Genomic DNA, 25,538 nt, shown 5'->3' on the forward strand with positions numbered 1-25,538 from the left:
GAGGGTTAGCCGAGCAGGGAACGACCGATGATCTCCTTCATGATCTCGGTCGTGCCGCCGTAGATGGTCTGGATGCGTCCGTCGGTGAATGCCCTGGCGACGCGGTACTCGTTCATGTAGCCGTACCCGCCGTGGAGCTGGAGGCAGCGGTCGGCGGCACGCTTCTGGAGTTCGGTCGCCCACCACTTGGCCATCGAGGCGTGGACGGCGTCCAGCTCGCCGTTGGTGTGGTCGGTGATGCAGCGGTCGAGGAAGGCACGGGTGACCGCGCATTCGGTCGCCAGCTCCGCGATCTCGAAGCGGATGTGCTGGAGCCGCGCGAGCGGCCGGCCGAAGGCCTCACGCTCCTTGACGTACTCGGTGGTGATCTCCAGCAGATGCTCGGCCGCGGCGATGCCGGCGACGGCGATCGCCATCCGTTCCTGCGCGAGGTTGGTCATCAGATGGATGAAGGCGCCGTTGAGCTCGCCGAGCAGGTTCTCCTTCGGGACACGGACGTCGTTGAAGAACAGTTCGGCGGTGTCCTGCGACTTCTGGCCGATCTTGTCGAGGTTGCGGCCACGCTCGAAGCCCTCCGCGCCCCGCTCGACGACCAGCAGCGACAGGCCGTGCGCGCCGCCCTCGGGAGTGGTTTTGGCGACGACGATCACCAGGTCGGCGAGGATGCCGTTGGAGATGAAGGTCTTGGAGCCGTTCAGCAGCCAGTGGTCGCCGCGGTCCTCCGCCGTGGTGCGGATGCCCTGGAGGTCGGAGCCGGCGCCCGGCTCGGTCATCGCGATCGCGGTGATGATCTCGCCGCTGCAGAAGCCGGGCAGCCAGCGCCGCTTCTGCTCGTCGGTGGCGAGGGAGGTGAGGTAGGGGCCGATGATGTCGTTGTGCAGGCCGATGGCCAGGCCGGGCGCGCCGGCGCGGGTGAACTCCTCGTGGAGCACCGCGGCGTATCGGAAGTCGTCGTTGCCGCCGCCGCCGTACTCCTCGGGCACGGCGAGACCCAGCAGCCCCTGCCGGCCCGCGGCCAGCCACGCGTCGCGGCTGACGATCCCGTCCTTCTCCCACTGCTCGTAGTGCGGCTCCACCTCCTTGGCGAGGAAGGTGCGCACGGTCCGGCGGAAGGCCTCGTGCTCGTCGGTGAAGATCTGGCGCTTCAACGGTCCTCCTGGGGCCGGATAGCGGGCACGTCCCAGTCCCTGGCGACGTCCGCGGTGTCCGCGCCGGGCTGGGCGGGGCCCCGGCTCACGGCTGTGGGTGTGGCGGAGAAGCGGGGCGCGGGGGCGGGCTGCGTGATGCCGCCGTGGTCGACGAACGTCCCGCGGGCGGCGAGGTGCGGATGGGCGGGGGCCTCGCGGAGCGAGAGCACGGGCGCGACGCAGGCGTCGGTGCCTTCGAAGACGGCGGTCCACTCGGCGCGGGTACGGGACCTGAACCGGTCGGCGACCGCCTGGCGGAGCTCATCCCAGCGGTCGAAGTCCTTGCGGGCCGGGATGTCGTCCTTGATGCCGAGCAGTTCGACGAACCGGTCGTAGAACTGCTGCTCCAGCGCGCCCACCGCCATGTACTCGCCGTCGGCGGTCTCGTAGGTGCCGTAGAAGGGGCAGCCGCCGTCGAGGAGGTTGGCACCGCGGCGGTCCTGCCAGCCGCCGGCGGCCATCATCCCGTGGATCATCGTGGCGAGGTGCGTGGCGCCGTCGACGATGGCCGCGTCGACGACCTGTCCGCCGCCGCCTTCGGCGCGGGCGTGCTGGAGGGCCGCGAGCACGCCGATGACCAGGTAGAGGGAGCCGCCCGCGTAGTCGCCGACGAGGTTGGCGGGAACGGTGGGCGGCTCGCCGGAACTGCCGATCATGGAGAGTGTGCCGGTCAGGGCGATGTAGGAGATGTCGTGGCCGGCGCGCTGGGCGAGCGGGCCCTGCTGGCCCCAGCCGGTCATCCGTCCGTAGACCAGGCGCGGGTTGCGGGCGAGGCATTCGTCGGGGCCCACGCCGAGGCGCTCGGCGACGCCGGGCCGGAAGCCCTCGATGAGGACGTCGGCGCGCTCGACGAGGTCGAGGACCCGGGCGGGGCCGTCGGCCGACTTGAGGTCGATCAGCACCGAGCGCTTGTTGCGGTTGGTGAGGTCGTACGCCGGGTCGATGGCGAGCCCGGCACCGCCGGGACGGTCGACGCGCACGACATCGGCCCCGAGGTCGCCGAGGAGCATGGCGGCGAAGGGGCCGGGCCCGATGCCCGCCAGCTCCACCACTCGGACCCCGGCCAGCGGGCCGTTCCCTGACGCTGTCATCCAGCCCCCAGCTATGTGACACAACTGATGTAACACCAACGATGGTAAGAACGCGTTCCAGTTCTGACAAGGGTTTCGGCCGAGCAAGCGCTTAGGAGTGTCGGCCCGCTTGATCACCGGTGGATCACTGAAGGAAACCGGATCTTCTGCGCGGCCGCTCCGCGCGCTAGCCTCAGCCACCGACAACGGCGTGGGGCGGGCTCTGCCGCCCTGATCCGCCGGGACAGCCTGACGGCGGAGGAGCCAGTGAACAGCCAGAACGGGACGGACCGCGCACAGCGGCCGTACGACATCGTGCTCTTCGGGGCGACCGGATTCGTCGGACGGCTCACCGCCGAGTATCTCGCCCTGCACGCGCCCGAAGGCTGCCGCTGGGCGGTCGCGGGACGCAGCCGCGACAAGCTCGAGCACCTCAGGGAACAACTGGCCGTCATCAACCCCTCGTGCGCGGCCCTGACGCTGATCGAGGCCGACGCCGCCGACGCCGGCTCGCTGCGGGAGCTCGCCGGGTCCGCCAGGGTCGTCGCCACGACGGTCGGCCCGTACGTCTGGTACGGCGAGGGCCTGGTCGCCGCGTGCGCCGACGCCGGGACGGACTACGTCGACCTCACCGGGGAGCCCGAGTTCGTCGACCTGATGTACGTGCGGCACGACGCGCGGGCCCGGGAGACCGGCGCACGTCTCCTCCACGCGTGCGGCTTCGACTCGGTCCCGCACGACCTCGGCGTGTACTTCACCGTGCAGCAGCTCCCCGAAGGGGTGCCGCTCACCGTCGACGGCTTCGTCCGCTCCAACGCGATGTTCTCCGGCGGCACGCTGGCCTCCGCGCTCAACGCGATGGGCCGCGGCCGCCAGACGCTGCGCGCCGCACGCGAACGGCGCCTGCACGAACCGAGGTTGGTCGGCCGCCGGGCACAGGCCCCCCTCGGCGGGCCGCGCTTCAGCCGGGAGACCGGGGCGTGGGCGCTGCCCCTGCCGACGATCGACCCGCAGATCGTGGCCCGCTCGGCGCGCGCGCTGGAACGCTACGGCCCCGACTTCCGCTACCGCCACTACGCGGCGGTCAAGACCCTTCCGATGGCACTGGGCGGGCCGGCGGCCGTCGGCGCGGGCTTCGCCCTCGCACAGATCCCGGCGGCCCGGCGGTGGCTGACGAGCCGTTACGCGCCGGGCGACGGCCCCGGCGCGAAGCGCCGGTCCGAGAGCTGGTTCTCGGTCCGCTTCGTCGGCGAGGGCGGCGGCCGCCGGGTCTTCACCGAGGTGAAGGGCGGCGACCCGGGCTACGACGAGACGGCGAAGATACTGGCGGAGGCGGCGATGTGCCTGGCGGAGGACACGCTGCCGAGGACCTCCGGCCAGGTGACGCCGGCGGTGGCGATGGGCGACGCGCTGCTGACACGACTCCAGAAGGCAGGCCTCCACTTCCGGGTGGCCCACACCCGCTGAGCGGCCCTGCCGCCACCGCGGTCCGCGCGGGCACGCGACACATCCCGGCCCGGGGCCCGGGCCCGCGCGGACCGCGGAGGCCGGGGAGGCCGGGGAGGCCCGGTCCCCGGCCGGGCCCGGGCTCGGAAAGGTTGGGCACTCGGGGCCCGGGAGGCCGGGTCCCGGGCCCGGGCCCGGGCCCGGAGAGGTAGGGCGCTCGGGGCCCGGGAGGCCGGGGAGGAGGTTGGGCACTCAGGGCCGGGGCCGCCCTGGGCGGGGAGGCCGGGTCTCCCTGCGCGGGTCGCCGCCTGGACCGGACCCGAGCCTGGCCTCGCACCCGCGTTGGTCCGGGCCTGGCGTCGCACCGGTGCCTTGGCCCGCCTCACCCTTGACGGCGCGTCGGCGCGTCGGCCCGGCCGGCCCCTTCCCAGCCCTGCGCCGGGTACGACGACCTTGGCCCTGGGGCGACCCGCCTCCGCACCGGTTTGTACTGGGACCCGCCCTGGTCTTGACCTCGTGTGCGGCCTCGCATCGGACTCGGCCGGGAGCCGCGCGGCCCCGGCCTCGCCTCGCACCGGTGCCTTGGCCCGCCCCTCCCTTGACCGTGCGTCGGCCCGGCCCTCTGGGCCGCCCCTCGCGCTGGGCTGCGGCCCGGCCTCACATCGGGCCCGGCCGGGCCCCCGGGTGCGGAGCGCCCTGGGGCCGGGGCCGTCCCAGGCCGCCGGTCGGCATTCGCCGTCCTGTACCGGTGTGCTCGCTCTTGTCCACGCAGCGGCGGGTTCATGGTCGCCGGTCATGAAGATTTCATCCGTTGCATGTGGCGCAAAGGCTGTGCAGGACGCGCGTATAGCAGGACTCTGGTCCTGCCCGTGGACAGGCCACGTGGCGCGCACCAACCCCCGTCCCTGCGTGGAGGTTTCTGCATGCGTCGCCGTTTCGCCCTGCCGCTCGTGGCGGCCGCTCTGGCTTTGCCCGCCGCCCTGATCCCCGCCGGGTCGGCCGCCGCCGCCCCCGCCGACAAGCTCCAGGTGCTCAGTTCCTGGACACAGACCAGCGCCACCAGCTACAACGCCTGGGCCGCCGCCCGGGCCAACCAGGGCGCCTGGAGCGCCTACGGCTTCAACTGGTCCACGGACTACTGCTCGACGTCGCCGGACAACCCGTTCGGCTTCCCTTTCAAAATGTCATGCGCACGCCATGACTTCGGTTATCGGAACTACAAGGCCGTCGGTACCTTCGACGCGAACAAGTCCAGACTGGACTCGGCGTTCTACGAGGACCTGAAGCGGGTGTGCAACCGGTACTCCGGCGCCACCCGCACGGCGTGCAACTCGACGGCGTGGACGTACTACCAGGCCGTGTCCGCCTTCGGGTACTCGGCCGCGGTCGACGGCGGCAAGGCCGCCTGACAAGGGGTGAGGCCCCGTTACGGAGGTGACGGGGCCTCACGACCCCTGTACTGCGCCATCACACGCCTGTCGCCTCCGCAAGCGCCCTCCGGCACAGGGCGTCCGCGCGCCGTGTCGTCTGTGGCACCCGGAACTCCGGTGCCAGCCGCAGCGTGTGGGCGCATGCCGAGTCCAGCGTCACGCGGTGCCCCGCCGAGACGAAGACCGGCTTCACGCCCTGCTGCGTGCGCAGCGCCCTGCCGACCTCCTCGCCGTCGTCGGCGAGAAGAGGCGCGACATCGCCCCGCTCCGGCCCGAGTTCGCCGTAGGTGAAGACGAACGGGTTCTTCGCCACCCCGATCGACGGCAGCCCCGTCAGCACCCCGAGATGGCTCGCCAGCCCGAACCGCCGTGGGTGCGCGAGGCCGTAGCCGTCGCAGAGGACCAGGCCCGGCCCGGCCGTGAGCGATTCGAGCGCGGCCAGCACCGTCGGGATCTCGCGGAAGGCGAGCAGCCCGGGCACGTAGGGGAAGGTGATCCGGCCGATCGCCGTGGCCTCTTCCACTACGGTCAGCGTCTCCGCGTCCAGCACGACCGCCGCCGCGGCGACGACGTCGCGGTCGTCGTCGTACGCCACGTCGACGCCGGTCACCAGCCCGGTGCCGACCGGCGGGCCCGGCTCGTCCAGGACGACTCGGGCGCGCAGTTCGTCCTGGACGGCCAGGGCCTCTTCTTCGTTCACCGGCCAGCCGGAGGGCGCTTCGACGATCTTCATGATGCGGCCCACTTTATGGCCTGCCCCTGAGCGACCGCCGCCCAGGAGCAGGCGGCGCCCGGTAGCGTGGCGATCATGTTTGTGATGGAACTGACCTACACCGCGCCGGTCGAGCGCGTCGAACCGCTGATGGAAGCCCATGTGGCATGGCTGGACGGCCTGTACGAGGAGGGCGTCTTCATCGCGTCGGGCAGGAAGAAGCCGCGCGACGGCGGGATCATCCTCGCGGTCGGGGACGATCGCGCCGGCATCGAGAAGATCGCGGCGACCGACCCCTTCGTCGTCGGCGCTGTGTGCACGTACCGGATCACCGAGTTCATCGCGACGAAGACAGCGCCGGAGCTGGCTCCCTACCGGCAGCAGCCGTCTTCCTGACGACCCGTTCAGGGCCCGGTTGGGCCCGCGGGAGGTACGTGGTGCCGCCTTGCCGCGCGGCTGTGCGCAGCGCCGCGATGACGGCCGGGGTCGTCGGGTCCGCGGCTTCGGTGTGACGCGTCGCGGCGAACAGGAGACGCAGGATGGGGTGGTCCTCGATGGGCACCGCGCGGATTCCTGGTGCGGCCGGGTCGATGGCCGTTCGGGGGACGAGCGCGGTGGCGAGGCCGGCCCGGGCGAGGGTGAGCCGGGCGGCGATGTCGGCGGTGATGTAGCGCGCCGCGGGTGTGAAGCCGACCTGGTGGCGCGGACGGTTCGGGGTGCTCGGTGAGGCACCGGCGTCGGTGGTCCAGGCGGTACAAGGGTTCCTCGGCCCTCCACTGTTCACCGAGGGCTGGCTGGCCGGACGGCCCGTGATGCCGGCGGAGAAAGCCGCGGCCTGTTATGCGCGGGCCGTCCGGACGTGGGGGCGCGCCAACATCCACTCCGACGTCGACGTGGAGCACTTCAACCGCCTGGCACAGCAACTGATCGACGCCGCCGACGCACTGCCTCTGTTCGCCGGCCGGCGGGCGCAACCAGGCCCCGGCGACGACCCGGTCGGTGCGGCCATGCAGCGCGTACACGTCCTGCGGGAACACCGCGGCGCCTGCCATCTGGCGGCGGTGCCCCTGTGCGGGCCGACCGCCCGAGCGGCGATGGTCATCAACCTCGGCGTCGAGCAGGCGACCCGCTACGGCCGGCAAGGGCCCCATCCCGTCGCCGCGACACTGATCCCCCGGCGGCAGCGCGCCGAGCAGCTCACCGACGAGCTGCAGGCGCCGCTCTACGCCACACTGACCGACCGGCAACGTGCCGAATTCGCCGAGCTGGTCAGCGCGTTGACCACCTCGCTGACGCCATGACCGGACGTCGGGAGTCCGGCAGGAGCACGGAGCCCGGAAGGTCGTCACCCACCGACCGGACACCGGCCCGCGCCGCAGCGGTCGAGACCGGCGGAGCCCTTCTCAGAACTCCAGTCGCGCGACCCGGCCCTTCTCCCCGGCCGCCCAGCAGCCGAGGTCGGCGGTGCAGTCGACGGTGTCGAACGAGCCGGTGTCGACCGTGCGCCAGGTCCGGCCGCCGTCCGTCGTCAGGTCCGTCCCGGTGGGTCCGACCGCGAGGGCGGCGGACCTGCTGTGCGGGAGCCAGGCCACACCGGAGCGGTACGCGGGCGGCGGGGTCTGCGCCTGCCGCCAGCTGCGGCCGCCGTCGCCCGTGACGGCCGCCGCCCGGGGCGAGGCCTGGTCGGCGCGGTAGTCGCCGCCGACCGCCAGTCCGTGCGTGCGGTCGCGGAACGCGAGCGCGAAGACGCCACGGGCCGGGTCGCCCGCAGGGATCGTCGACTCCGCGACGGTCCAGTTCAGCCCGCGGTCCGCGGAGTGCAGCACCCGCGCCGTGGCGCCGCCCCCGGTGGCCAGCCAGACGTCCTTGGGGCCTGAGCTGACGAGACACTGGCCGCTCGCGGCGAAGCCCGCCTCGCCCGGCAGGGCGGGCGGCATCCCGGCGTCGGGGAGGACCTCCCAGGACCGCCCGCCGTCTCCGGTGGACAGGATGCGGTACTTGCCGTCCACGGGGTCGCTCATGGCCAGGCCGTTCCGGCTGTCGAAGAAGGTGATGCAGTCGTAGAACGCCCTGGCGTCGGTGTTGCGGAACGACTCGGTCCAGCTCGCCCCGCCGTCCTCGGTGCGCAGCACCCGGGATGCCTCGCCCTCGCCGATGGCGAGGACCACCGCGCGCCGGGCGTCGAACGCCTCGACGTCACGGAACTCGAGCGCCTCGGCCCCGGGCGGTGAGACGTCCAGCCAGCTCCGGCCGCCGTCGGTGGTGCGCAGCACGGTGCCCTTGGAGCCTGCCACCCACGCGGTCTTCCGGCTGACGGGTGCCAGCCCCCGCAGCCGCACGTCGGTCCCGGTGTCCTTCAGGCTCCAGCCGGGGGTCCCGGCCGCCCCGGGCCGGTCCACCGCCGGGGCCGCTCCTTCCGCCTTCGCCGGTGCCGCCGTCGCGGCCGCCATCGCGACGGCGCACAGCCCCACGGACAGCATTCGTCTCGTCTTCCCCATGGACCTCATGGCGCTGGAAGCTAGCCCACGCACCGGGACGCGTCCAGGGTGCGTGGCGCCGTCTCCGGTGGGCGGTGATCCGAGCGTGCGGCGGACGGCGGGCGGTGACACATGTCACTCTCTTCCCCGGTGCACGGAATCGGTCCTTCCGACGTCTTCTGAGATATCAGGGAGACCTGCGCCACCAGGACCCAGCGAGCCGCACACGAAGGAGCGGGGCTTGTCCACCGTCATCGAACAGACCGTCCAGGCCCGACTCGTCGCGTCCGCACCCCAGATGGAGTCCGTTCCCGCGACGCTGCACTACGACCGCCGTGACCCGTTCGCCGTCCGTATCGACTTCCCCGGCCCGGCCACCCTGGAGGGCTCCGACGTGTCGTGGGCGTTCTCGCGGGAGTTGCTGGCGGAGGGGGTCCATGAACCCGCCGGCCTCGGTGACGTACGGCTGCGGCCGTACGGCTACGACCGGACGGTGCTGGAGTTCCACGCTCCGGAGGGCATGGCCATGGTGCACATCCGCACCGGGGAGCTGCGGCGCTTCCTCGAGCGGGTGCAGGAGGTGGTCCCGGTCGGTCTCGAGCACCTGTATCTGGGGCTCGACCAGGATCTGACGGAGTTGTTGCGCGACGCCGCCTGACGCCGCCGCCGCTCCCCCGCCTCCGCCCGTCGCCCCCTGGCCTCGCTCCCTCGCCGCGGCTCACGCCGACGCGCCGCTCCCGCCGGAGCGGACGAAAAGCGTTGACACGACCCGGGGCCACCTATACAGTGTATGACGGTTCTGTTGTCGTCGATCGGAGTAGGACGTTGCTCGTCTGAGGTCTTGAGACACCGTGCAGCACAGGCTCGTACCTGTGCGCTTCGCGTGCGACCTCGACGATTCATGCCGTCCGCTCCCCCGACCGGGACCTTTCTTCCCTCCCGGCACCCCGGGGACCTTCCCGGACCCTTTCCGGCATCCGTCGCTTCGCACAGGTGTCTCCACCGTTGCTCGCAGTCCGTACCCAGCAACCGGGAGGCCACGTGTCTACTTCCCCCACCTATCTGACCTGCTCCGCACTCGGCTTCACCTGGCCGGACGGCACCGTCGTGTTCGAGGACTTCCACCTCGCGGTCGGGCCGGGCCGCACCGGGCTGATCGGCCTCAACGGCTCGGGGAAATCAACCCTGTTGCGGCTGCTCGCCGGCGAGCTCGTACCGTCGGAGGGCTCGGTCCGCACCATGGGAGAGATCGGCTACCTGCCGCAGAACGTGGTGCTCGCCACCGGCATGCGGGTGGACGAGGTCCTCGGCATCGCACGGACCCGCGCCGCGCTGCACGCCATCGAGGCGGGCGACCCGAGCGAGGAGCACTTCACCGCGGTCGGCGACGACTGGGACGTCGAGGAGCGCGCGCACGCCACCCTGGACCAGCTGGGTCTCGGCCACATCGGTCTCGACCGCACCATCGGCGAGGTCTCCGGCGGCGAGGCGGTCCTGCTGCGGCTGGCGGCGCTGCTGCTGGCACGTCCCGACGTGCTGCTGCTCGACGAACCGACCAACAACCTCGACCTGTACGCCCGCCGGCGCCTCTACGACGCGGTGACGCGGTGGTCCGGCGTGCTGGTGGTGGTCAGCCACGACCGTCAACTGCTGGAACTGGTCGACCAGATCGCCGATCTGCGGGACGGGGAGGTCGCCTGGTACGGCGGCAACTACTCCGCCTACGAGGAGGCCCTCGCCGTCGAACAGGAGGCGGCGGAGAGGATGGTGCGTGTCGCGGAGGCCGACGTGCAGCGCCAGAAGCGCGAACTGGCCGACGCCCACATCAAGCTGGCCCGCCGCAAGCGGTACGGCCAGAAGATGTACGACACCAAGCGCGAGCCGCGGATCGTGATGCGCTCACGCAAGCGCACGGCCCAGGAGTCGGCCGGCAAGCACCGCATCATGCACACGGAGAAACTCGCCGAGGCGAAGGAACGCCTCGACGAGGCCGTGGAGGCGGTGCGCGACGACGACGAGATCCGTATCGAGCTGCCCAGCACCCAGGTCCACCCCGGCCGCGGGGTGCTGCGGCTCAAGGACCTGCGGCTGCAGTACGGGGCAGAGGTGAAGGGAGAGTTCGAGGTACGCGGACCCGAACGGATCGCGCTCGTGGGGCGCAACGGCGCGGGCAAGACGACCCTGCTGCGCACGATCGCCGGCGAACTCGAGCCGGTGGCGGGCGAGGCGGTGCCCGATGTCCCGCTCCGCTTCCTCCCGCAGCGCCTCGACCTCCTCGACGACGGGCTGAGCGTCGTCGAGAACGTGGCCCGGTTCGCACCCGGCGCCACGAACAACCAGATCAGGGCGCGACTGGCGCGCTTCCTGTTCCGGGGCGCCCTGGCCGACCAGCCGGCCGGGACGCTGTCGGGCGGCGAGCGGTTCCGTGCGGCACTCGCGGCGCTGCTGCTCGCCGAACCGGCACCGCAGTTGCTCATGCTGGACGAGCCCACGAACAACCTCGACATGGCGAGCGTGCGCAGCCTGACGGCGGCCCTGGAGTCGTACCAGGGAGCCCTGATCGTGGCCAGTCACGACGCGTCGTTCCTCGACTCGATCGGCGTCACGCGGCGGCTGCTGCTCGACGGCGAACTGCGGGACGTCTCGGCGGAGGAACTGCGGGAGGGGGCGTTCCCGATGGGATGAGGTGCGGCCGTGGCTGCCCTGTCGGGGTGAGGTGCGGCGCGGCGGCGGGGCACCGGGAGACCGGCCCGACCCGCCGCCCCGCGCCGCACCGTACGGCGAGGGCCGCGTGGGCAGGCGCACGGCGCGACGACCCGCCGTGCGCCTGCCGCGACGCGTCCGGCGGACAGCGAAAAATCCGGCAGCTCCGGCAGCGGAAGGAGACCGTGAAACGGCTCTCCCCGCACCGCCGGAGCTGCCCTTATAACGGTACGTAATCGGGCATCGCGGATCCGGGCTTGGACGGGGGCTTATGACGTGCTTAACCTACGGTTTCGTAACCTACGAGTACGTAGGTAACTCTCCCGTCCCCCAGGAGCCCCCGTGACGATCACCTCTCCCCACCTCGGCAGTTCGGAAGCGTGGACCGACGCGCGACTTCTGTACGCGCTGGAAGAGGTCGTGGAGAAGGAGCTCAACCGCCATCTGAAGGTCGCCAAGGACTGGATGCCGCACGAGTACGTCCCCTTCTCCGACGGCCGCAACTTCCCCGGCTTCTTCGAGGACGGAGAGGCCTGGGACCCCGCCCAGTCCAAGGTCACGGACATCGGCAAAATCGCGCTGGTGGTCAACCTCCTCACCGAGGACAACCTCCCCAGCTACCACCACGAGATCGCGACGCTCTTCGGCCGCGACGGCGCCTGGGGCACCTGGGTGCACCGCTGGACCGCGGAGGAGGGCCGGCACGGGATTGTGATGCGGGACTACCTGCTCACCTCGCGCGCCGTGGACCCGGACAAGCTCGAGCAGTTCCGGATGGCCCACATGGCGGAGGGCTTCGAGTCCGACAACCGCCACTCGATGCTGCACTCCGTGGCGTACGTCGCCTTCCAGGAGCTCGCGACGCGCGTGTCGCACCGCAACACCGGCCACCAGTCGGGTGACCCGGTCTGCGACCGGATGCTGGCGCGCATCGCCACCGACGAGAACCTCCACATGGTCTTCTACCGCAACCTGCTGGGCGCGGCCTTCGAGCTCGCCCCCGACCTGACCATGCAGGCCGTGCGCGACGTGGTCGTGAACTTCCGGATGCCGGGGCACGGCATGCCCGGTTTCGAGCGGGCCGCGGCGCAGATGGCCATCGGCGAGATCTACAACATGCGCATCCACCACGACGATGTGCTCCAGCCGGTGCTGCGCTTCCTCAAGGTCCTGGAGATCGACGGCCTGGGCCCCGAGGGCCTCAAGGCGCAGGAGGAGCTCGGCCTGTACATGAACGGGCTGGACACGGAGGCGCTCAAGTTCGACGAGAAGCTCGCCGCCCGTAAGGCCCGGATGGCGGCGCGCGCCGCCGGCTAGCTGTATTGATCACGAGCGTTGTTGACACTGGCCGGGCTTGATCATGGCGAAGACCTCCGGTGTGGTGGAGCTGTCTAGGACTGCACCGCACGGAGGTCTTCGTGTCCCACCGTAATGCCCGGCTGACCATTCACGGCAGGCGGCTGCTCGTCGAACGCGTCAGTGCAGGCCGTCCGGTCGCTCATGTCGCGGCCGAGATGGGCATCTCGCGAGCCACGGCCCACAAGTGGATCCGCCGTTGGCGATCCGAGGGCGAGTCAGGGCTGCGCGACCGCTCCAGTCGGCCGCTGACGACTCCCCACCGCACGGCGGCAGCGGTGGAGGCCCGGGTGTGCCGATTGCGGCAGGCACGCAAGCTGGGACCGGCCCGTCTGGGGCCGATCCTGGGCTTGCCCGCCTCGACCGTGCACCGCGTCCTGGTTCGTCACGGCCTCAACCGGCTCGCGTTCATGGACCGGCCCACCGGTCAGGTCATCCGCCGCTACGAACGCGCCCACCCCGGCGAACTCATCCACGTCGACGTCAAAAAACTCGGCCGGATACCCGACGGCGGCGGCCACAAGGTCCTGGGCCGCCAGGCCGGCCGCGCCAGGCGCAGCCAGATGGGCTTCGACTACGTCCACTCCGCCGTCGACGACCACAGCCGGCTCGCCTACAGCGAGATCCACAGCGACGAGAAGGCCGCCACCTGCGCAGACTTCCTCCGCCGGGCCGCAGCCTTCTTCACCACCGTGGGCATCGACCGCATCGAACGCGTCCTGACCGACAACGCCTGGCCGTACCGCAAGAGCTTCGCCTGGCGCCAGGCGCTCACAGACCTCGGTGCGGCCGGCAAGCTCACCCGCGCCTACCGGCCGCAGACCAACGGCAAGGTCGAACGCTTCAACCGCACCCTGCTCGACGAATGGGCCTACCTGCGCCCCTACACCAGCAACACCGAACGCACCGACGCCCTGGCAAACTTCCTGCACACCTACAACCACCACCGCTGCCACACCGCACTCGGAGGCAAGCCACCCATCAGCCGCGTGAACAACGCTGCGGGTCAATACAGCTAGCGCGTCCCGCGGCGCCGGTGGCCGAGGCCAGGGGCGGTGGCCCGCGACGACGGCGGACAGGGCCCGGCCGCGACGTACGGCCGGGCCGAACCCGGGACTGGGGGGGCGCCGGACGGCACCGTACGCTGTCCCGCGTGAAACCCCTGACGCGCGTCGTCCTCTTCGGCGCCCCGATAGCCGTTGCCGTCTCCGTCTACTTCGGCGGGGGCGGCGAGTCGCAACGCCCCAAGGACGACCCGAGCCTGCGCGTCAGCCCGACCGCCTTCGCCCCCGACCCGCTCAAGGCCGGAAGCCCGGCACAGCAGCGCGAGCGGGACGACCGCATCGACGCGCTGCCCGCGGGCCTCGCGGACCCCGCGAAGAAGGAGATCGCCGCCAGACTGGTGGCGAGCGCGGAGAACTCGACGCTCGACTGGAAGAGCCAGTACGGCGCCATCGAGGACATCGGCGACGGCAACGGCTACACGGCCGGGATCATCGGCTTCTGCTCCGGCACGAACGACATGCTCCAGCTCGTCGAGTACTTCACGCGGGAGCACCCGGACAACCCGCTCGCCCGGTACCTCCCAGCGCTCCGCGAGGTCGACGGAAGCGACTCGCACGAGGGACTGGGCGCGCCCTTCGAGGCGGCGTGGGCGAAGGCCGCGGAGGATCCGGAGTTCCGCCGGGCCCAGGACGTGATGCGCGACCGGATCTACTTCGACCCGGCCGTGCGGCTGGCCAAGATGGACGGCCTGTCCACGCTCGGCCAGTTCATCTACTACGACGCGATGGTGCTCCACGGACCGGGGCTCGGCCAGGACGGCTTCTACGGCATCCGCGAGGCGGCGATGAAGAGCGCCGACACCGCCGCGGAGGGCGGCGACGAGAAGGCGTACCTGAATGCCTTCCTCGACGCCGGCCGGACCGTGATCGGCCGCCAGAAGACGGAGCAGACCAGGGACTCCTCGCGGATCGACACCGCTCAGCGGGTGTTCCTGCGCGAGGGGAACATGGACCTGGACACGCCGCTCACCTGGCGGGTGTACGGAGAGACGTTCCGCATCGGCTCCTGAGCCGCCGCGCGGCCCTGTGACCCGCCAGGGCGCCCGGCGCCGCGCTGCGTCCCGTAAGCCTGCCGCACCGTCGGTGGAGCGGCGGGCGGGCCGGGTCAGCGGGCCGTGCGCTTGAGGCGGTGGCGCTCCTTCTCGGAGAGGCCGCCCCAGACGCCGAACCTCTCGTCGTGAGTCAGCGCGTACTCCAGGCAGGCCACCCGGCCCTCGCACGCTCCGCAGAGCTGCTTGGCCTCACGGGTGGAGGAGCCGGGGGCCGGGAAGAAGAACTCGGGACCGGCCTGGGCGCACAATGCGCTCTCCTGCCAGGAGAGTTCGTGCTCGGTGGTGATCGTGGTGTTGATCGGCATGCGGGACACGCTGCCCGGTGCCGATAAACATCGTGTCAACGAACGGTCAACGTCGGCCCTTACGGGTGGGTCAGGCAGGCCGGTCCTGCGGCATGAAATTCCTGACGACGGCGAAGCGCGCGCCTGCCGGATCCGCCAGTTTGGCGTACTGTCCGACGCCCTCCACGTCGACGGGTGCCAGCCGGATCTCCGCGCCGAGCTCCTGCGCCCTGGCCACCGAGGCGTCACAGTCCTCGACGGCGAAATACGGCAGCCAGTAGGGTCCGCCCGGGGCCTCGAGCGGATCGGCGTTCAGCGGCAGGACGCCGGCGAACGTGGCGTCCTGCGCCGCGCCGCCGGGGCGGACCATGGTGTAGGTACCGCTGCCGTCCGGCATGGGCATCGCGGTGGCCTGCCAGCCGAAGACGTCGCCGTAGTGCTCCAGGGCGGAGCCGGGGTCCGGCGTGAACAGCTCGAGCCAGGACAGGGCGCCCAGCTCGCTGACCCGGTCGAGTCCCTTGTTCCGGCCCGGTTCCCAGCCGGCGAAGGCCGCGCCCGCCGGGTCGAGGGCGACCGTCATCCGCCCTTGGCCGAGGACGTCCACCGGCCGGACCACGACGCTTCCGCCGCGCTGCTCCACGGCCTTCACCACGGCGTCGGCGTCGGGGGTCTGGAAGTAGACGTTCCAGCTCGCCGGTCCCTGCTCCGGCGGCACGCTCGTCACGGCCGCGACCGTCCGCCCGTCGAGCTGGAACACGCCGTAGCCGCCCGCGTCCGGTCCCGCCGACGCGAACGTCCAGCCGAACAGCCCGCCGTAGAACACCTTGGCGGCCTCGACGTCGGGCGTGCCGAGGTCGATCCAGTTCGGCGAACCGGTGACGTAGGGAGCGCTGAGCACGGGTCCTCCTTCGGGTACGGCCGCCGTCGGTCCCCGAGTCTGCTACCGATCCCGCCCGAAACCTCCACGGCGCGCCCGGCGAAATCACCGCGCGCCGCACAAGTGCGTTGCGGCGGCGAGACGTCCTCCGGCAGGATCCGTGTCCATGACGACCAGAAAGGCCCATGGCGCCTAGGCCCTTGAAGCCGCCGGCCCCGGCCCGCGCGCCGCCGGACCGTGTGCACCGCCGCCCGAGTCCGCACACGTCCCCGCCCAGGAGTACCCCATGGACGCCATGTCCCTCGTCCCCTATGCCCGGTTGCCGCGCGCCCACGCGCGAGGCGAGATCCTTGACAGCACCGTGGACGCCTTCGGGCGCGCGCACTGGCTGTCTGGCCGCCGCCGGGACGACCGCCCCTATGACGCCACCGTCGTCACCGTCGATGACGGTCAGGTCCAGGAGACCCGTCTGAGCGCCGTGACGGCCCGTAGTCCGCGGCTCGACGCGCTGCCGGACGGCGGCTTCGTGGTCGCGGACGCGCTGCGCCGCGGCAGCGACGACCACGTCCAGGTGTTCGACGCGCTGGGCAGGCCGTCCTGGGCCTTCGCGGTCGGCCACGCGATCTCGCACCTCCTCACCGACGAGTCGGGGCACCTGTGGGTCGGCCACAGCGACAGCGGCATCTTCGGCCACGACCCGCTGAGCGCACCCGGAGTGCGCCGCTGGTCGTCCACCGGTGAGGCGCTGTGGGCGCTCGCACCGGCGTCGGACATCGGGCTCGTCGCGGACTGCTACGCCCTCAATGTGGACGGGGACACGGCCTGGGCGTACCTGTACACCGACTGGCCGCTGCTGCGGATCCGCGACCGGGATCCGGTGCGGGTGCGGAGCACCGGTGTCGCGGGGGCGTATGCCGTGGCGGTGCACGGCGGCGGTGCCGCCCTCTTCGGCGGGTACGGGGACGACGCCGACCGGCTCGTCCTGTGCACCCTCACCGGCACCGCCGCCGAGTCCTGGACAATCACCTCACTCGTCCGGCCCGACGGATCTCCGATCGGCCGCCGCCGGGTGGTGTGCCGCGGCCCGCGCATCTATGTGCAGGCCGCGCCGTGCACCGCGTGGGAGGTGTGGGACCTGAGCGCGCCGGCCTAGTGGTCGTGGCCCTCCTCGGACGTGGGATGGTGCGGCTCGTACCCGGGGATCGTGCCGTCCTCCTTGGCGACGAGGAACAGCCCGGCCATGCCCATGTCCGAGTGGCTCTGGACGTGGCAGTGGTACATCCACGCGCCCGGGCCCACGTGTTCGCCCGCGATCACCTGGAAGCCGAAGGAGTCCGCCGGGCCGGTGATCTTGTTGTCGATCACCCGGCTGACGTCCTCGGGACCCGACAGCAGGCCGGTCCGGTTGTCCGCCCAGCGGTGACCGTGCATATGGAACGTGTGGTAGTACTCGCCGTGCGTGATCATGATGATCTCGACCCGGTCCCCCACCGTGGCAAGGAAGTTGGGCGGGTCGGCCGCGGGCCGGTTGTTGATCGTCATGTCGTTGAAGACGATGGTGAACTGCTTGTCGGGAAGGATGTCGTCCTTCCTGCGCACCACCATCGGACCGTAGAGGCCCTTGCGGATGCCGCCGGTGCCGTGATCCGTGCCGACGACATGGTCGTGGTAGTGCCAGTAACCCGCGCTGCCCGGCCGCCAGGTGCCGTCCGCGCGGCGGCCGGGTGCGTGGGTGCGCCAGGTGTAGGTGCGGGTGGCGCCCGGCTCGACATGGCTGCGGCTCATCTTCGTGCCGTCGTTGGAGATGTCGTAGTCGACGCCGTGCGGATGCAGGCTGACCGGCACGTCCATCAGGTTCTCGAACTCGATGTGCAGCGTGTCGCCCTCGACGAGTTCGATCAGCGGCCCGGGGACGGTGGCCTTGCCCTTCTCGAGGCCGTAGCCCATCGATCCGTCGGCCCGTTTCTCGGCGTACATCTTGAGGTGGCGCACCTGACCGCCGGCCTGCGCGGTGCGGGGCGCGCCCTTCGCCGGGGCCGGCGCCGCGTTGGAGGCGGAAGTGATCGACAACGATGTCACGCCTGTCGCCGCCGCGGCCGCGCCGCCCGCGAGGAGACGCCGGTTGAAGCTCCGTCTGTCCATGTCGAACTCTCCAGTCGTCGGCAGAGATTGACGGGGCGTCGTGACCCCGGGGACGGCCACACGGTAGCCGGGTGATCCTCGTTTATCCACGGTCAGGACAAAGTTCGTCGTATTGCAGTCATACCTATTGGCGAACCGCAAAAAGAGGTCTAGCTTCAACGGCTGTTGTTGTGACCACAGAGGGGTGGGTGACCCATGCAGCGCGCACCACATCACAGGTCCGGAAGAACGAGATCCCGAAAGCGCCTCCTGGCAGCGGCACTCGGCGTCGGCGCCATGACCGCGTCGCTGCTCGGCAGCGGCAGTATCGCCAGCGCCGAGCCGTATCCGAAGCCACCGGCGACAACGTTGTCCCTGCCCTCGCCGCCGGGTGGCGCGAACGTGAGGGTGCTCGTCTTCCACGGCTCCGCCACCGCGGAGTCGCCGGCCGTCTAGGCCGGCATCGCCGCGATCGAGACGATCGGACTCACCGGCCCCGCCGCGAGCCGGTTCAGGACGGTGGCCACCGACGATCCCGCGGTGTTCACCAACGCCAAACAGCTCGGCCGGTACAACGCGGTCGTGTTCCTGACCGGCGGCGGCGACGTGCTCGACCCCGAGCAGGAGGCGGGCCTCGAGGCCTATCTGGAGGCGGGCGGCGGATTCGTCGGCATCCACGAAGCCGCGCGCACCGAGCCGTACTCCGACTGGTTCACCGGTCTGATCGGCGCCCGGCCCACGGGCGCCCCCAGCAGCACCCAGCGCGCCGTCGTCGAGGTGGGCGACCGCGTGCATCCGGCCACCAAGTCGCTGCCCCTGCAGTGGAAGCGGCCCGACAAGTGGTTCAACTGGGCGGAGAACCCGTCGGGCAAGGTGCACACGGTGGCCCGGGTGAAGGAGAACTCCTACACGCCGGCCGCCAAGGGCAACGGCTGGGACCATCCGATCTCCTGGTGCCGTGACTACGACGGCGGCCGCTCCTTCTACACCGGCATGGGCGGCACGGCCGACAGCTTCGCGGAGACCGACTTCCGCGACCATCTGCGCGGCGCGCTCGCCTGGACGACCCGTATCTCCCAGGCCGACTGCAAGGCGACGATCGACGCCAACTACACGGCCGAGCGGGTCACCCAGGCCAACCAGCCAGGCCAGAACGACCAGATCGGCGAACCGCACGGGCTGGTCGTCGCCCCCGACGGCCGCGTGCTGTACATCGGGCGCGGCGGCGCCGACTCCTCCCGGCCGGTCGTCACCGACTGGAACAACCCCGACATCGGCAAGGGCCAGGGCGAGATCCACGTCTACGACCCGAAGACCAAGAAGGTCTCCAAGGCCGGCGCGCTGACGGTCTTCGGCAACAAGGGCGGCGGCGACGAACTGGTCAAGAACGAGGAGGGGCTGCTCGGCATCGAGCTGGACCCGGACTTCATGACCAACGGCTGGGTGTACCTGCACTACACACCCCACTCGGAGATCGACCGCGAGACCCACATGGCCGAGCGCCGGGTGTCCCGCTTCACGCTCGACCTGGCCACCAACCGGCTGGACCTGGCGAGCGAGAAGGTGCTGCTCGACTGGCCGGTGCAGATCCACAGCTGCTGCCACGCGGGCGGCGGCATGGCCTGGGACTCCAAGGGCAACCTCTACATCGCCACCGGCGACAACAACTCGTCCGGGTTCAGCGGTGGTTACTCGGGCAACAACCCGCAGCCGAACTTCAAGGGCGTGTCCTTCGCCGACGCGCGCCGCACCGCGGGCAACACCAACAACCTCAACGGCAAGATCCTGCGGATCCACCCCGAGGACGACGGGACGTACACCCTCCCCGAGGGCAATCTGTTCACGGGCGAGGAGACGGCCGAGGGCGGCGGCAAGACCCGCGGCGAGATCTATGTGATGGGCGTGCGCAACCCGGCACGCATCTTCGTCGACAAGCAGACGGACATCCTCTACGCCGGCTGGGTCGGCCCGGACGCAGGCGCCCCCTCGACGACCTGGGGTCCGGCCAAGTACGACACCTTCGCCGCCATCACCGAGGCCGGCAACCACGGCTGGCCGTACTGCATGGGCAACAACCAGCCCTACCGCGACCGCAATCTGCCCGACCCGGCCCAGCCGCTCGGCTGGTACGACTGCGACGCGCCGAAGAACGAGTCGCCGAACAACGACGGTCTGGTGAACCTGCCGCCCGTCACGCCGAACACCATCTGGTACTCGCCGCAGGGCGGCGGCGTGGACTACCCGCGTGACGCGAACGGCATCCCCAGCTACAAGCAGGAGGAGCAGAAGCTGCTGCTGCCGTGGCTCAAGGGAGGCGGCCAGGCCACCATGAACGGCCCCGTCTACCGCTTCGACGCGGCCGGCGACTCGGCGGTCAAGTGGCCCGCGTACTGGGACGGCAAGTGGTTCGTCGGCGACTTCTACGACGGCGACCAGCCGCGGCACGCGGTGCTGACCGATCCGAGGACGGTCGGCAAGGGCGGCCTTCCGGTGCACGCCGAGTCGCTCAAGAAGATCATCCCGACCGGCACCGGCGGTATCCGCAACCTCATGGACTGGAAGTTCGCGCCCGACGGGTCGCTGTACGTCCTGGACTACGGGCGCGGCTTCTTCACCTCCGACTCCAACTCCGCGCTGTGGCGCGTGACGTACAAGGGCGGCGGGGCGACCCCGGCCGCGGACCAGCTGGCGAGGAAGGCGGAGCAGTGACCCTGAGACACAGAACCGCGAGCGTGTGGACGGCCTTGCTGGCCGCCGTGGCGATGGTGGTCGGGCTGATGTCCGCCGCCGCGTACGGCAAGAGCGACGACAGCCGCACGAACGCCCCGCAGGCCGCCGCGGAACAGGTCCTGACCTGGACCGCGGGTGACCCCATCGACCGCTACCTGTCGTTCCCGACCACCGCGGTGGCCGGTCCCGCGACGATCGTCTTCGAGAACAGCACGGCCACCGGGAACACCACCGGGATGCCGCACACCCTGACGTTCTCGGTCTCCGACGTCGAGTTCAACAACGACGTCCAGCTGAACATCCTGGCCAACCCGAACGACGACATGGGAGGCAAGCACACCGCCCAGGTCAACCTGACCGAGGGCCGGTACTTCTACCACTGCACCATCCCCGGCCACGGCTCCATGCAGGGCATCCTGACCGTCACCGCGGGCAGCGGTGAGGACACCACCGCTCCCGTGACGACGGCGAAGGTGGACGGCGACAAGAACGCCGACGGCGCCTACATCGGCCAGGCCGCGGTCACCCTCGCGGCGACCGACGAGGGCGCGGGCGTCGACAAGATCGAGTACGCGCTCGGCGCCGACGGCCCGTGGCAGCCGTACACGGCGCCCGTCGTCGTCGACCAGGTCGGGGACCACACCCTCCGCTACCGGGCCTACGACAAGGCGGGCAACGTCGAGGCGGAGAAGTCCGTCGCCTTCACCGTCGCGCCGCCGCCCACCGACGACACCACCGCACCGGAGACCTCGGCCACGGTGAGCGGGGAGAAGGACGACCAGGGCCGGTACCTGGGGATGGCCACGGTCACCGTGACCGCCTCCGACACGGGCTCCGGCGTGAACACCGTCGAGTACGCGCTCGGTGCCGGCGCCTGGCAGCCGTACACCGCCCCGGTGATGGTCCACGAGTCGGGTGCGCACACCGTCAGGTACCGCGCCACCGACAAGGCGGGCAACGCCGCGGCCGAGAAGTCCGTCGACTTCACGATCGTCGAACCGCCGGCCGAGGACAAGGAGCCGCCGCAGACCACGGCGGGGATCTCCGGCGACCAGAACTCCGACGGCGCCTACATCGGCCGGGCCACCGTGACGGTCGTCGCGGTCGACTCCGGCGGCTCCGGCGTCGACAAGGTCGAGTACTCCCTCGACGGCGGCCCCTACCTCACCTACACGGCTCCGGTCGTCGTCGACCGGGTCGGCTACCACACGGTCCTGTACCGGGCCACCGACAAGGCGGGCAACACCTCGCAGGCGAAGAGCCTGGCGTTCTCGGTCGCGGAGGGCGGCGGCGTCCCCGCGCCCACGTGCCCCGAGTACGACGAGCGCGCGACCGTCATCGTCGGCACGGTCGACACCGGCATCCCGAACCGTATGACGGGCAGCCGCTGCACCATCAACGAGCTGATCGAGGACGAGAAGGACTGGTCGTCGCACGCGCTGTTCCTCAAGCACGTGGACGAGGTCCTCGACCGGCTCCTCGACGAAGGCGTCATCGACAGCCGTGAGCACCGGAAGATCACCCGCGCGGCCAGGGAGTCGGGCATCGGCAAGCCGGGTCAGACCAATGGATACCGCGACATCTTCGACGGCACCGAGGAGACCTTCGCCAAGTGGCAGCACGTCGGCGGCGGCAAGTTCTCGCTGACCGAGGACGGGGCCATGACCAGCAGCACCACGGTGCCGGGCATGGGCATGCTGTGGTTCCCGCAGCGGCAGTACGGAGACTTCTCGCTCAAGCTCCAGTGGCGCGACGACGCCCCCGGCGCCGGCAACGCCAACGGCGGTGTCTTCGTACGCTTCCCGTACGTCCACGACAACCCGGAGGAGACCCGTCCGGAGTGGGTCGCCATCAAGTACGGCCATGAGGTGCAGATCCTGGACCGTCCCGACGGCGACATGTACAAGACCGGTTCCGTCTACGGCTTCGACCGCGTCGGCCTCGGCGGCGCGGGCGTGACGCCGAAGGGCACCTGGAACGACTACGAGATCCGGGTGGAGGGCCAGCACTACTCGGTCTTCCGCAACGGCAAGCTGATCAACGAGTTCGACAACACCGGCGGTCAGGTCTTCCAGCCGCCGCGGTCGGACGACCCGGGCACGGACGGCCGCCGCTACGCGACCGGCTACGTCGGCCTCCAGGTCCACGGCACGACGGACGTGATCTCCTACCGCAACATCAGGATCAAGGAGTTCTGATCCCTCTCGGGTGAGCCGTTCCGGCCCGCCCGGCCCGACTGCCCCACCGTCCACGGCGGTGGGGCAGTCGGCTGTTCCGTCCGCGCCGCTACTGTGTCCCAGCGCGCTCGGGCCACGGTGATCCGGCGCCGGCCCTCCGTCGGGCCGGGGGCAGGTCCGCGGGCGCGGTCTGTGCGCCGACGGGACGGACGACGAAGGAGTACGCAGGATGACGGCAGTCATGACCATGAAGATCCCGCCGGTGAGGCTCAAGGACAGGGCGGGCGGGGGCGTCCCCGCCTGTGTCAGGAACGTGGTCGAGTTCAGCGACGGATCCGGGCAGCCCCGGCCGGTCGCGTACGTGGAGCGCGAACTTCCGCCCGGGGGCATACCCGCCTACCGCGCGGCGCGCGGCAGCGGTGCGCGCTCCTTCGTCCTGTGGGCCGACGAGAACCGCGGGAGCCGGGTGGCCACCGTGGTGACCGAGTCGGCGCACAACGGGGTGACGACCTATCAGGTGCTGGGTGCGCAGGGCGAGATCATCGGCACGCTCGTCCGCGAGAAGGCACTCAGAGGCCGGGGGCTGCGGACCCGCTGGACGGTGCGACAGCCGGGCCTGCCGGAAGCCGTCGGCCACAAGGGCCGGATCTTCTGGTGGTTCGTGTGCTGGCTGCTGTTCCCCATGATGCCGTTCCTCCTCGTGATCGCCGTCTTCGAGAACGGTGACGTCCCCCGCGGCCCCCGGCGCATCATGTGGCGTGCCGGCGGCCGCATGCCGCTGGAATTCAAGGCGTTCGGGGACAACCTGCGACTGGGCGCGCCGGAGGTGGACCTGCGGCTGGCGGCCGCTCTGCTGGCGCTGTTGCGTTCCTTCGACGGCTGGTTCCACAGGTCGTGGGACGACCGCAAGGACTGAGACCCGCCCACCCCCCACGGGTTCCGGCCGGGCCGACCAGGGCGCGAGCCTACTCAGCCGTGTCTGCCGGTAATTGAGCGCTCGTACTCAGGCGACGCCGATCACGGCCTGAAACCATCGCCTCATGCTCAAACAAACGAGCGATCCGCGTCCGCGGGTCGGTATCACCGGCGTCGGCAGCGCACTTCCCGACGCGGTGCTGACATCGCACAGCCTGCAGCGCGAGGCGACCCGGCACATCGCCAAGTCCCTGCCCGGCACGCTGCTCGCCCAGGCCACCGGCATCGAGAGCCGGCGCGTCGCGGCGGGCGACGAGTACGCCTCGACGCTCGCCCTGCGCGCCGGCCGCCGGGCGCTGGCGAACGCGTCGCTCGGTCCGCACGACATCGACCTCCTGGTCTTCGCCTCCGCGTCACGCGACATGGTGGAGCCCGCCACGGCGCACATCGTGCAGGCCGGGCTCGGCTCGCAGGCCCACGCCCTCGATGTCACCAACGCCTGCAACAGCTTCGTCAACGGCATCGACGTCGCCCGCAGCACGATCCTGGCCGGCCGGGCGCGGCGCGCCCTGGTCCTCACGGGCGAGACCCCGACCCGTGCGATACGCCGCTCACCGGCCGACTTCGCCGAATTCCGGGACGGCTTCGCCGGCTACACCTTCGGCGACGCCGGCGCGGCCGTGGTCCTCGAAGCGGTGGACCGCGGGGGCATCCTCGACGTCGACACCGAGACGCACTCCGAGCACTGGGAGGTCGGCGGCATCCCCGGTGGAGGTTCCCGGCACCCGCGCGGCGACGAGCACACCTACTTCCGCGGCGACGGCCACGAACTGCGCGGCGTCTTCGAGAAGGTGGGCGCCTGTGTCGTGGAGCGGACACTGCACCGCGCCGGCCTCGACTGGGACGGCTTCGCCAGAGTGCTGGTGCACCAGGTGACCGTGCCGTACCTCGAGCGGTTCGCCGAGCTGACCGGCGTGCCCGAGGACAAGCTCGTGGTCACCGTCCCCGAGCTCGGCAACATCGCCAGTGCGAGCATCGGCGTGCAACTGGAGCGGGTGTACGGGGAACTGGCGGCGGGCGACCGGGTGCTGTTCGTCGGTCTCGGCGGCGGCATCAGCATCATGACGATGATCTGGGAGAAGTCGTGAGCAGCCACGACCTCTGGGTGATCGTGCCCGCGCACCAGGAGGAGGAACGGCTCGCCGGCACGCTGCGGGCGCTCGCGGAGCAGCGGGACCGCGACTTCACACTGCTCGTCGTCGACAACGCCTCCTCGGACCGTACCGGCGCCATCGCCAAGGGCTTCGCCGCGGACGCGCCGTTCCCCGTGGAGGTCCTCGACGAGCCGGAGAAGGGGGTGGGCTGCGCCGTGGACTCCGGTTTCCGCCACGCCATCGCCCGGGGTGCGACGCTGCTCGCCCGCACCGACGCGGACTGTCTTCCCCGGCCCGGCTGGACGGCGGCCGCCCGCGCCGCGATGACGGACCGGCCGGGGCCGGCGCTGGTGTGCGGGCGGATCGTCGCCCGTCGCGACGAACACGGCCCGCTGGGACGGGCCGGCTTCGCGGCCCTGGTCCATCTGGCCGCCCTGTTCGGCCGGCTCCGGCCGGCGCACGCCCGCAGGAACGGCTACCTCGCGCCGTACCGCATGCACGCCGGGAACAACATGGCCGTCACCGCCGACCTGTATCTGGCCTGCGGCGGCATGCCCCGCCGGCCCTCGCCGACGGACCGGCTGTTCCTGAACCGGGTGCGGCGAACGACGGACCGGATCGTGCGCTGCCGGGCCATGGTCGTGGAGAACTCCACCCGCAGGCTCCGGGCGTACGGCATCCGGGGCACGGCCCGCTGGTACCTGGACCAGGGCAGCGACGGGCGCGGGGACGACCCCCGCTGACGCGGCTCCGGCCGCCCCGCCCTCGCGTCGACCGACGTAC

General features: G+C 71.2%; 24 protein-coding genes. 16 read left to right on the top strand and 8 right to left on the bottom strand.

Annotation, left to right across the window (positions count from 1 at the left end; genetic code table 11):
• Positions 1–5: 5 nt before the first annotated feature.
• On the bottom strand, positions 6–1,148 hold the full coding sequence (locus tag SPRI_RS05050; protein WP_005309049.1) for an acyl-CoA dehydrogenase family protein: 1,143 nt from the start codon (positions 1,146–1,148) through the stop codon (positions 6–8).
• Positions 1,145–2,278 carry a CaiB/BaiF CoA transferase family protein gene (locus tag SPRI_RS05055; RefSeq protein ID WP_050791416.1) on the bottom strand — a complete coding sequence of 378 codons (1,134 nt, stop codon included), beginning with the start codon at positions 2,276–2,278 and terminating at the stop codon, positions 1,145–1,147. The genes SPRI_RS05050 and SPRI_RS05055 overlap by 4 nt, the downstream gene beginning before the upstream one ends.
• 246 nt (positions 2,279–2,524) lie before the next feature.
• Between SPRI_RS05055 and SPRI_RS05060 the strand changes: the two genes are divergently transcribed.
• A complete protein-coding gene (locus tag SPRI_RS05060) occupies positions 2,525–3,724 on the top strand; it encodes a saccharopine dehydrogenase family protein (protein ID WP_053556718.1) in 1,200 nt (399 codons plus the stop codon).
• A 902-nt stretch (positions 3,725–4,626) separates the two neighbouring features.
• Positions 4,627–5,112 carry a phospholipase gene (locus SPRI_RS05065; RefSeq protein ID WP_037773186.1) on the top strand — a complete coding sequence of 162 codons (486 nt, stop codon included), beginning with the start codon at positions 4,627–4,629 and terminating at the stop codon, positions 5,110–5,112.
• Positions 5,113–5,170: 58 nt separating this feature from the next.
• Here SPRI_RS05065 and SPRI_RS05070 read toward each other — a convergent pair whose 3' ends face one another.
• Positions 5,171–5,866, bottom strand: coding sequence for an endonuclease V (locus SPRI_RS05070; RefSeq protein ID WP_005309057.1), 696 nt, complete (start codon positions 5,864–5,866; stop codon positions 5,171–5,173).
• Between the two features lie 75 nt (positions 5,867–5,941).
• Between SPRI_RS05070 and SPRI_RS05075 the strand changes: the two genes are divergently transcribed.
• Positions 5,942–6,241 (top strand): YciI family protein, encoded by a 300-nt coding sequence (locus tag SPRI_RS05075; protein ID WP_005309059.1) that lies wholly within the window; start codon positions 5,942–5,944, stop codon positions 6,239–6,241.
• On the opposite strand, the gene SPRI_RS39935 is transcribed toward SPRI_RS05075, so the two are convergent.
• Positions 6,183–6,629: a LysR substrate-binding domain-containing protein gene (locus SPRI_RS39935; RefSeq protein WP_005309062.1), complete on the bottom strand. Its 447-nt coding sequence runs from the start codon at positions 6,627–6,629 to the stop codon at positions 6,183–6,185. The genes SPRI_RS05075 and SPRI_RS39935 overlap by 59 nt on opposite strands.
• Between SPRI_RS39935 and SPRI_RS05080 the strand changes: the two genes are divergently transcribed.
• Positions 6,529–7,146: a helix-turn-helix domain-containing protein gene (locus tag SPRI_RS05080; RefSeq protein ID WP_005309064.1), complete on the top strand. Its 618-nt coding sequence runs from the start codon at positions 6,529–6,531 to the stop codon at positions 7,144–7,146. The two genes, SPRI_RS39935 and SPRI_RS05080, sit on opposite strands and share 101 nt — an antisense overlap.
• A gap of 102 nt (positions 7,147–7,248) precedes the next feature.
• Here the strand turns inward: SPRI_RS05080 and SPRI_RS05085 are convergent, their stop codons facing one another.
• Positions 7,249–8,352, bottom strand: coding sequence for a WD40/YVTN/BNR-like repeat-containing protein (locus tag SPRI_RS05085; protein WP_182327874.1), 1,104 nt, complete (start codon positions 8,350–8,352; stop codon positions 7,249–7,251).
• 211 nt (positions 8,353–8,563) lie between these two features.
• On the opposite strand from SPRI_RS05085, the gene ssgD reads away from it, so the two are divergent.
• From ssgD to SPRI_RS05110, 5 genes are all read left to right on the top strand, one after another.
• Complete coding sequence (ssgD, locus tag SPRI_RS05090) at positions 8,564–8,980, top strand: spore wall synthesis regulator SsgD (protein ID WP_005309070.1); 417 nt, start codon at positions 8,564–8,566, stop codon at positions 8,978–8,980.
• Positions 8,981–9,363: 383 nt separating this feature from the next.
• Entirely contained in the window at positions 9,364–11,007 is a 1,644-nt protein-coding gene (locus SPRI_RS05095; RefSeq protein WP_005309072.1) for an ABC-F family ATP-binding cassette domain-containing protein, read from the top strand.
• 360 nt (positions 11,008–11,367) lie between these two features.
• The gene (locus SPRI_RS05100) at positions 11,368–12,342 is read left to right on the top strand and encodes an acyl-ACP desaturase (RefSeq protein WP_005309074.1); all 975 of its coding nucleotides are present in this window, start codon (positions 11,368–11,370) and stop codon (positions 12,340–12,342) included.
• Between the two features lie 101 nt (positions 12,343–12,443).
• Complete coding sequence (locus tag SPRI_RS05105) at positions 12,444–13,400, top strand: IS481-like element ISStpr1 family transposase (RefSeq protein ID WP_037773189.1); 957 nt, start codon at positions 12,444–12,446, stop codon at positions 13,398–13,400.
• 143 nt (positions 13,401–13,543) lie between these two features.
• Complete coding sequence (locus SPRI_RS05110; RefSeq protein WP_005309078.1) at positions 13,544–14,455, top strand: chitosanase; 912 nt, start codon at positions 13,544–13,546, stop codon at positions 14,453–14,455.
• Between the two features lie 95 nt (positions 14,456–14,550).
• Here the strand turns inward: SPRI_RS05110 and SPRI_RS05115 are convergent, their stop codons facing one another.
• Entirely contained in the window at positions 14,551–14,802 is a 252-nt protein-coding gene (locus tag SPRI_RS05115) for a WhiB family transcriptional regulator (protein WP_005309080.1), read from the bottom strand.
• Positions 14,803–14,872: 70 nt separating this feature from the next.
• On the bottom strand, positions 14,873–15,679 hold the full coding sequence (locus SPRI_RS05120; RefSeq protein ID WP_005309082.1) for a VOC family protein: 807 nt from the start codon (positions 15,677–15,679) through the stop codon (positions 14,873–14,875).
• 265 nt (positions 15,680–15,944) lie between these two features.
• Here SPRI_RS05120 and SPRI_RS05125 point away from each other — a divergent pair, with 265 nt between their 5' ends.
• On the top strand, positions 15,945–16,811 hold the full coding sequence (locus SPRI_RS05125; RefSeq protein WP_005309084.1) for a hypothetical protein: 867 nt from the start codon (positions 15,945–15,947) through the stop codon (positions 16,809–16,811).
• On the opposite strand, the gene SPRI_RS05130 is transcribed toward SPRI_RS05125, so the two are convergent.
• Positions 16,808–17,800 (bottom strand): multicopper oxidase domain-containing protein, encoded by a 993-nt coding sequence (locus tag SPRI_RS05130; RefSeq protein ID WP_037773190.1) that lies wholly within the window; start codon positions 17,798–17,800, stop codon positions 16,808–16,810. The two genes, SPRI_RS05125 and SPRI_RS05130, sit on opposite strands and share 4 nt — an antisense overlap.
• A gap of 276 nt (positions 17,801–18,076) precedes the next feature.
• Here SPRI_RS05130 and SPRI_RS39170 point away from each other — a divergent pair, with 276 nt between their 5' ends.
• The 6 genes from SPRI_RS39170 to SPRI_RS05155 all read left to right on the top strand — a co-directional run bounded on the left by SPRI_RS39170 (position 18,077) and on the right by SPRI_RS05155 (position 25,498).
• The gene (locus SPRI_RS39170; protein ID WP_238996198.1) at positions 18,077–18,235 is read left to right on the top strand and encodes a hypothetical protein; all 159 of its coding nucleotides are present in this window, start codon (positions 18,077–18,079) and stop codon (positions 18,233–18,235) included.
• 6 nt (positions 18,236–18,241) lie between these two features.
• Complete coding sequence (locus SPRI_RS05135) at positions 18,242–20,488, top strand: ThuA domain-containing protein (protein WP_238996274.1); 2,247 nt, start codon at positions 18,242–18,244, stop codon at positions 20,486–20,488.
• 53 nt (positions 20,489–20,541) lie between these two features.
• Entirely contained in the window at positions 20,542–22,707 is a 2,166-nt protein-coding gene (locus SPRI_RS05140; protein ID WP_078535466.1) for an OmpL47-type beta-barrel domain-containing protein, read from the top strand.
• 208 nt (positions 22,708–22,915) lie between these two features.
• On the top strand, positions 22,916–23,602 hold the full coding sequence (locus tag SPRI_RS05145; protein ID WP_005309091.1) for a hypothetical protein: 687 nt from the start codon (positions 22,916–22,918) through the stop codon (positions 23,600–23,602).
• Between the two features lie 124 nt (positions 23,603–23,726).
• Positions 23,727–24,749: a 3-oxoacyl-ACP synthase III family protein gene (locus tag SPRI_RS05150; RefSeq protein WP_005309093.1), complete on the top strand. Its 1,023-nt coding sequence runs from the start codon at positions 23,727–23,729 to the stop codon at positions 24,747–24,749.
• Positions 24,746–25,498, top strand: coding sequence for a glycosyltransferase family A protein (locus tag SPRI_RS05155; protein ID WP_106428391.1), 753 nt, complete (start codon positions 24,746–24,748; stop codon positions 25,496–25,498). Before SPRI_RS05150 ends, SPRI_RS05155 begins: the two co-directional genes overlap by 4 nt.
• Positions 25,499–25,538 lie beyond the last annotated feature (40 nt).

The sequence above is a fragment of the Streptomyces pristinaespiralis genome (genome assembly GCF_001278075.1).
Classification (GTDB): domain Bacteria; phylum Actinomycetota; class Actinomycetes; order Streptomycetales; family Streptomycetaceae; genus Streptomyces; species Streptomyces pristinaespiralis.

What these genes read in the sequence shown, in the direction of transcription:
- SPRI_RS05055 (WP_050791416.1), bottom strand. Translation starts at nt 2,278, where the DNA reads ATGACAGCGTCAGGGAACGGCCCGCTGGCCGGGGTCCGAGTGGTGGAG.
- SPRI_RS05065 (WP_037773186.1), top strand. Translation starts at nt 4,627, where the DNA reads ATGCGTCGCCGTTTCGCCCTGCCGCTCGTGGCGGCCGCTCTGGCTTTG.
- SPRI_RS05070 (WP_005309057.1), bottom strand. Translation starts at nt 5,866, where the DNA reads ATGAAGATCGTCGAAGCGCCCTCCGGCTGGCCGGTGAACGAAGAAGAG.
- SPRI_RS05075 (WP_005309059.1), top strand. Translation starts at nt 5,942, where the DNA reads ATGTTTGTGATGGAACTGACCTACACCGCGCCGGTCGAGCGCGTCGAA.
- SPRI_RS05085 (WP_182327874.1), bottom strand. Translation starts at nt 8,352, where the DNA reads ATGAGGTCCATGGGGAAGACGAGACGAATGCTGTCCGTGGGGCTGTGC.
- SPRI_RS05115 (WP_005309080.1), bottom strand. Translation starts at nt 14,802, where the DNA reads ATGCCGATCAACACCACGATCACCACCGAGCACGAACTCTCCTGGCAG.
- SPRI_RS05125 (WP_005309084.1), top strand. Translation starts at nt 15,945, where the DNA reads ATGGACGCCATGTCCCTCGTCCCCTATGCCCGGTTGCCGCGCGCCCAC.
- SPRI_RS05130 (WP_037773190.1), bottom strand. Translation starts at nt 17,800, where the DNA reads ATGGACAGACGGAGCTTCAACCGGCGTCTCCTCGCGGGCGGCGCGGCC.
- SPRI_RS39170 (WP_238996198.1), top strand. Translation starts at nt 18,077, where the DNA reads ATGACCGCGTCGCTGCTCGGCAGCGGCAGTATCGCCAGCGCCGAGCCG.
- SPRI_RS05140 (WP_078535466.1), top strand. Translation starts at nt 20,542, where the DNA reads ATGGTGGTCGGGCTGATGTCCGCCGCCGCGTACGGCAAGAGCGACGAC.
- SPRI_RS05145 (WP_005309091.1), top strand. Translation starts at nt 22,916, where the DNA reads ATGACGGCAGTCATGACCATGAAGATCCCGCCGGTGAGGCTCAAGGAC.
- SPRI_RS05150 (WP_005309093.1), top strand. Translation starts at nt 23,727, where the DNA reads ATGCTCAAACAAACGAGCGATCCGCGTCCGCGGGTCGGTATCACCGGC.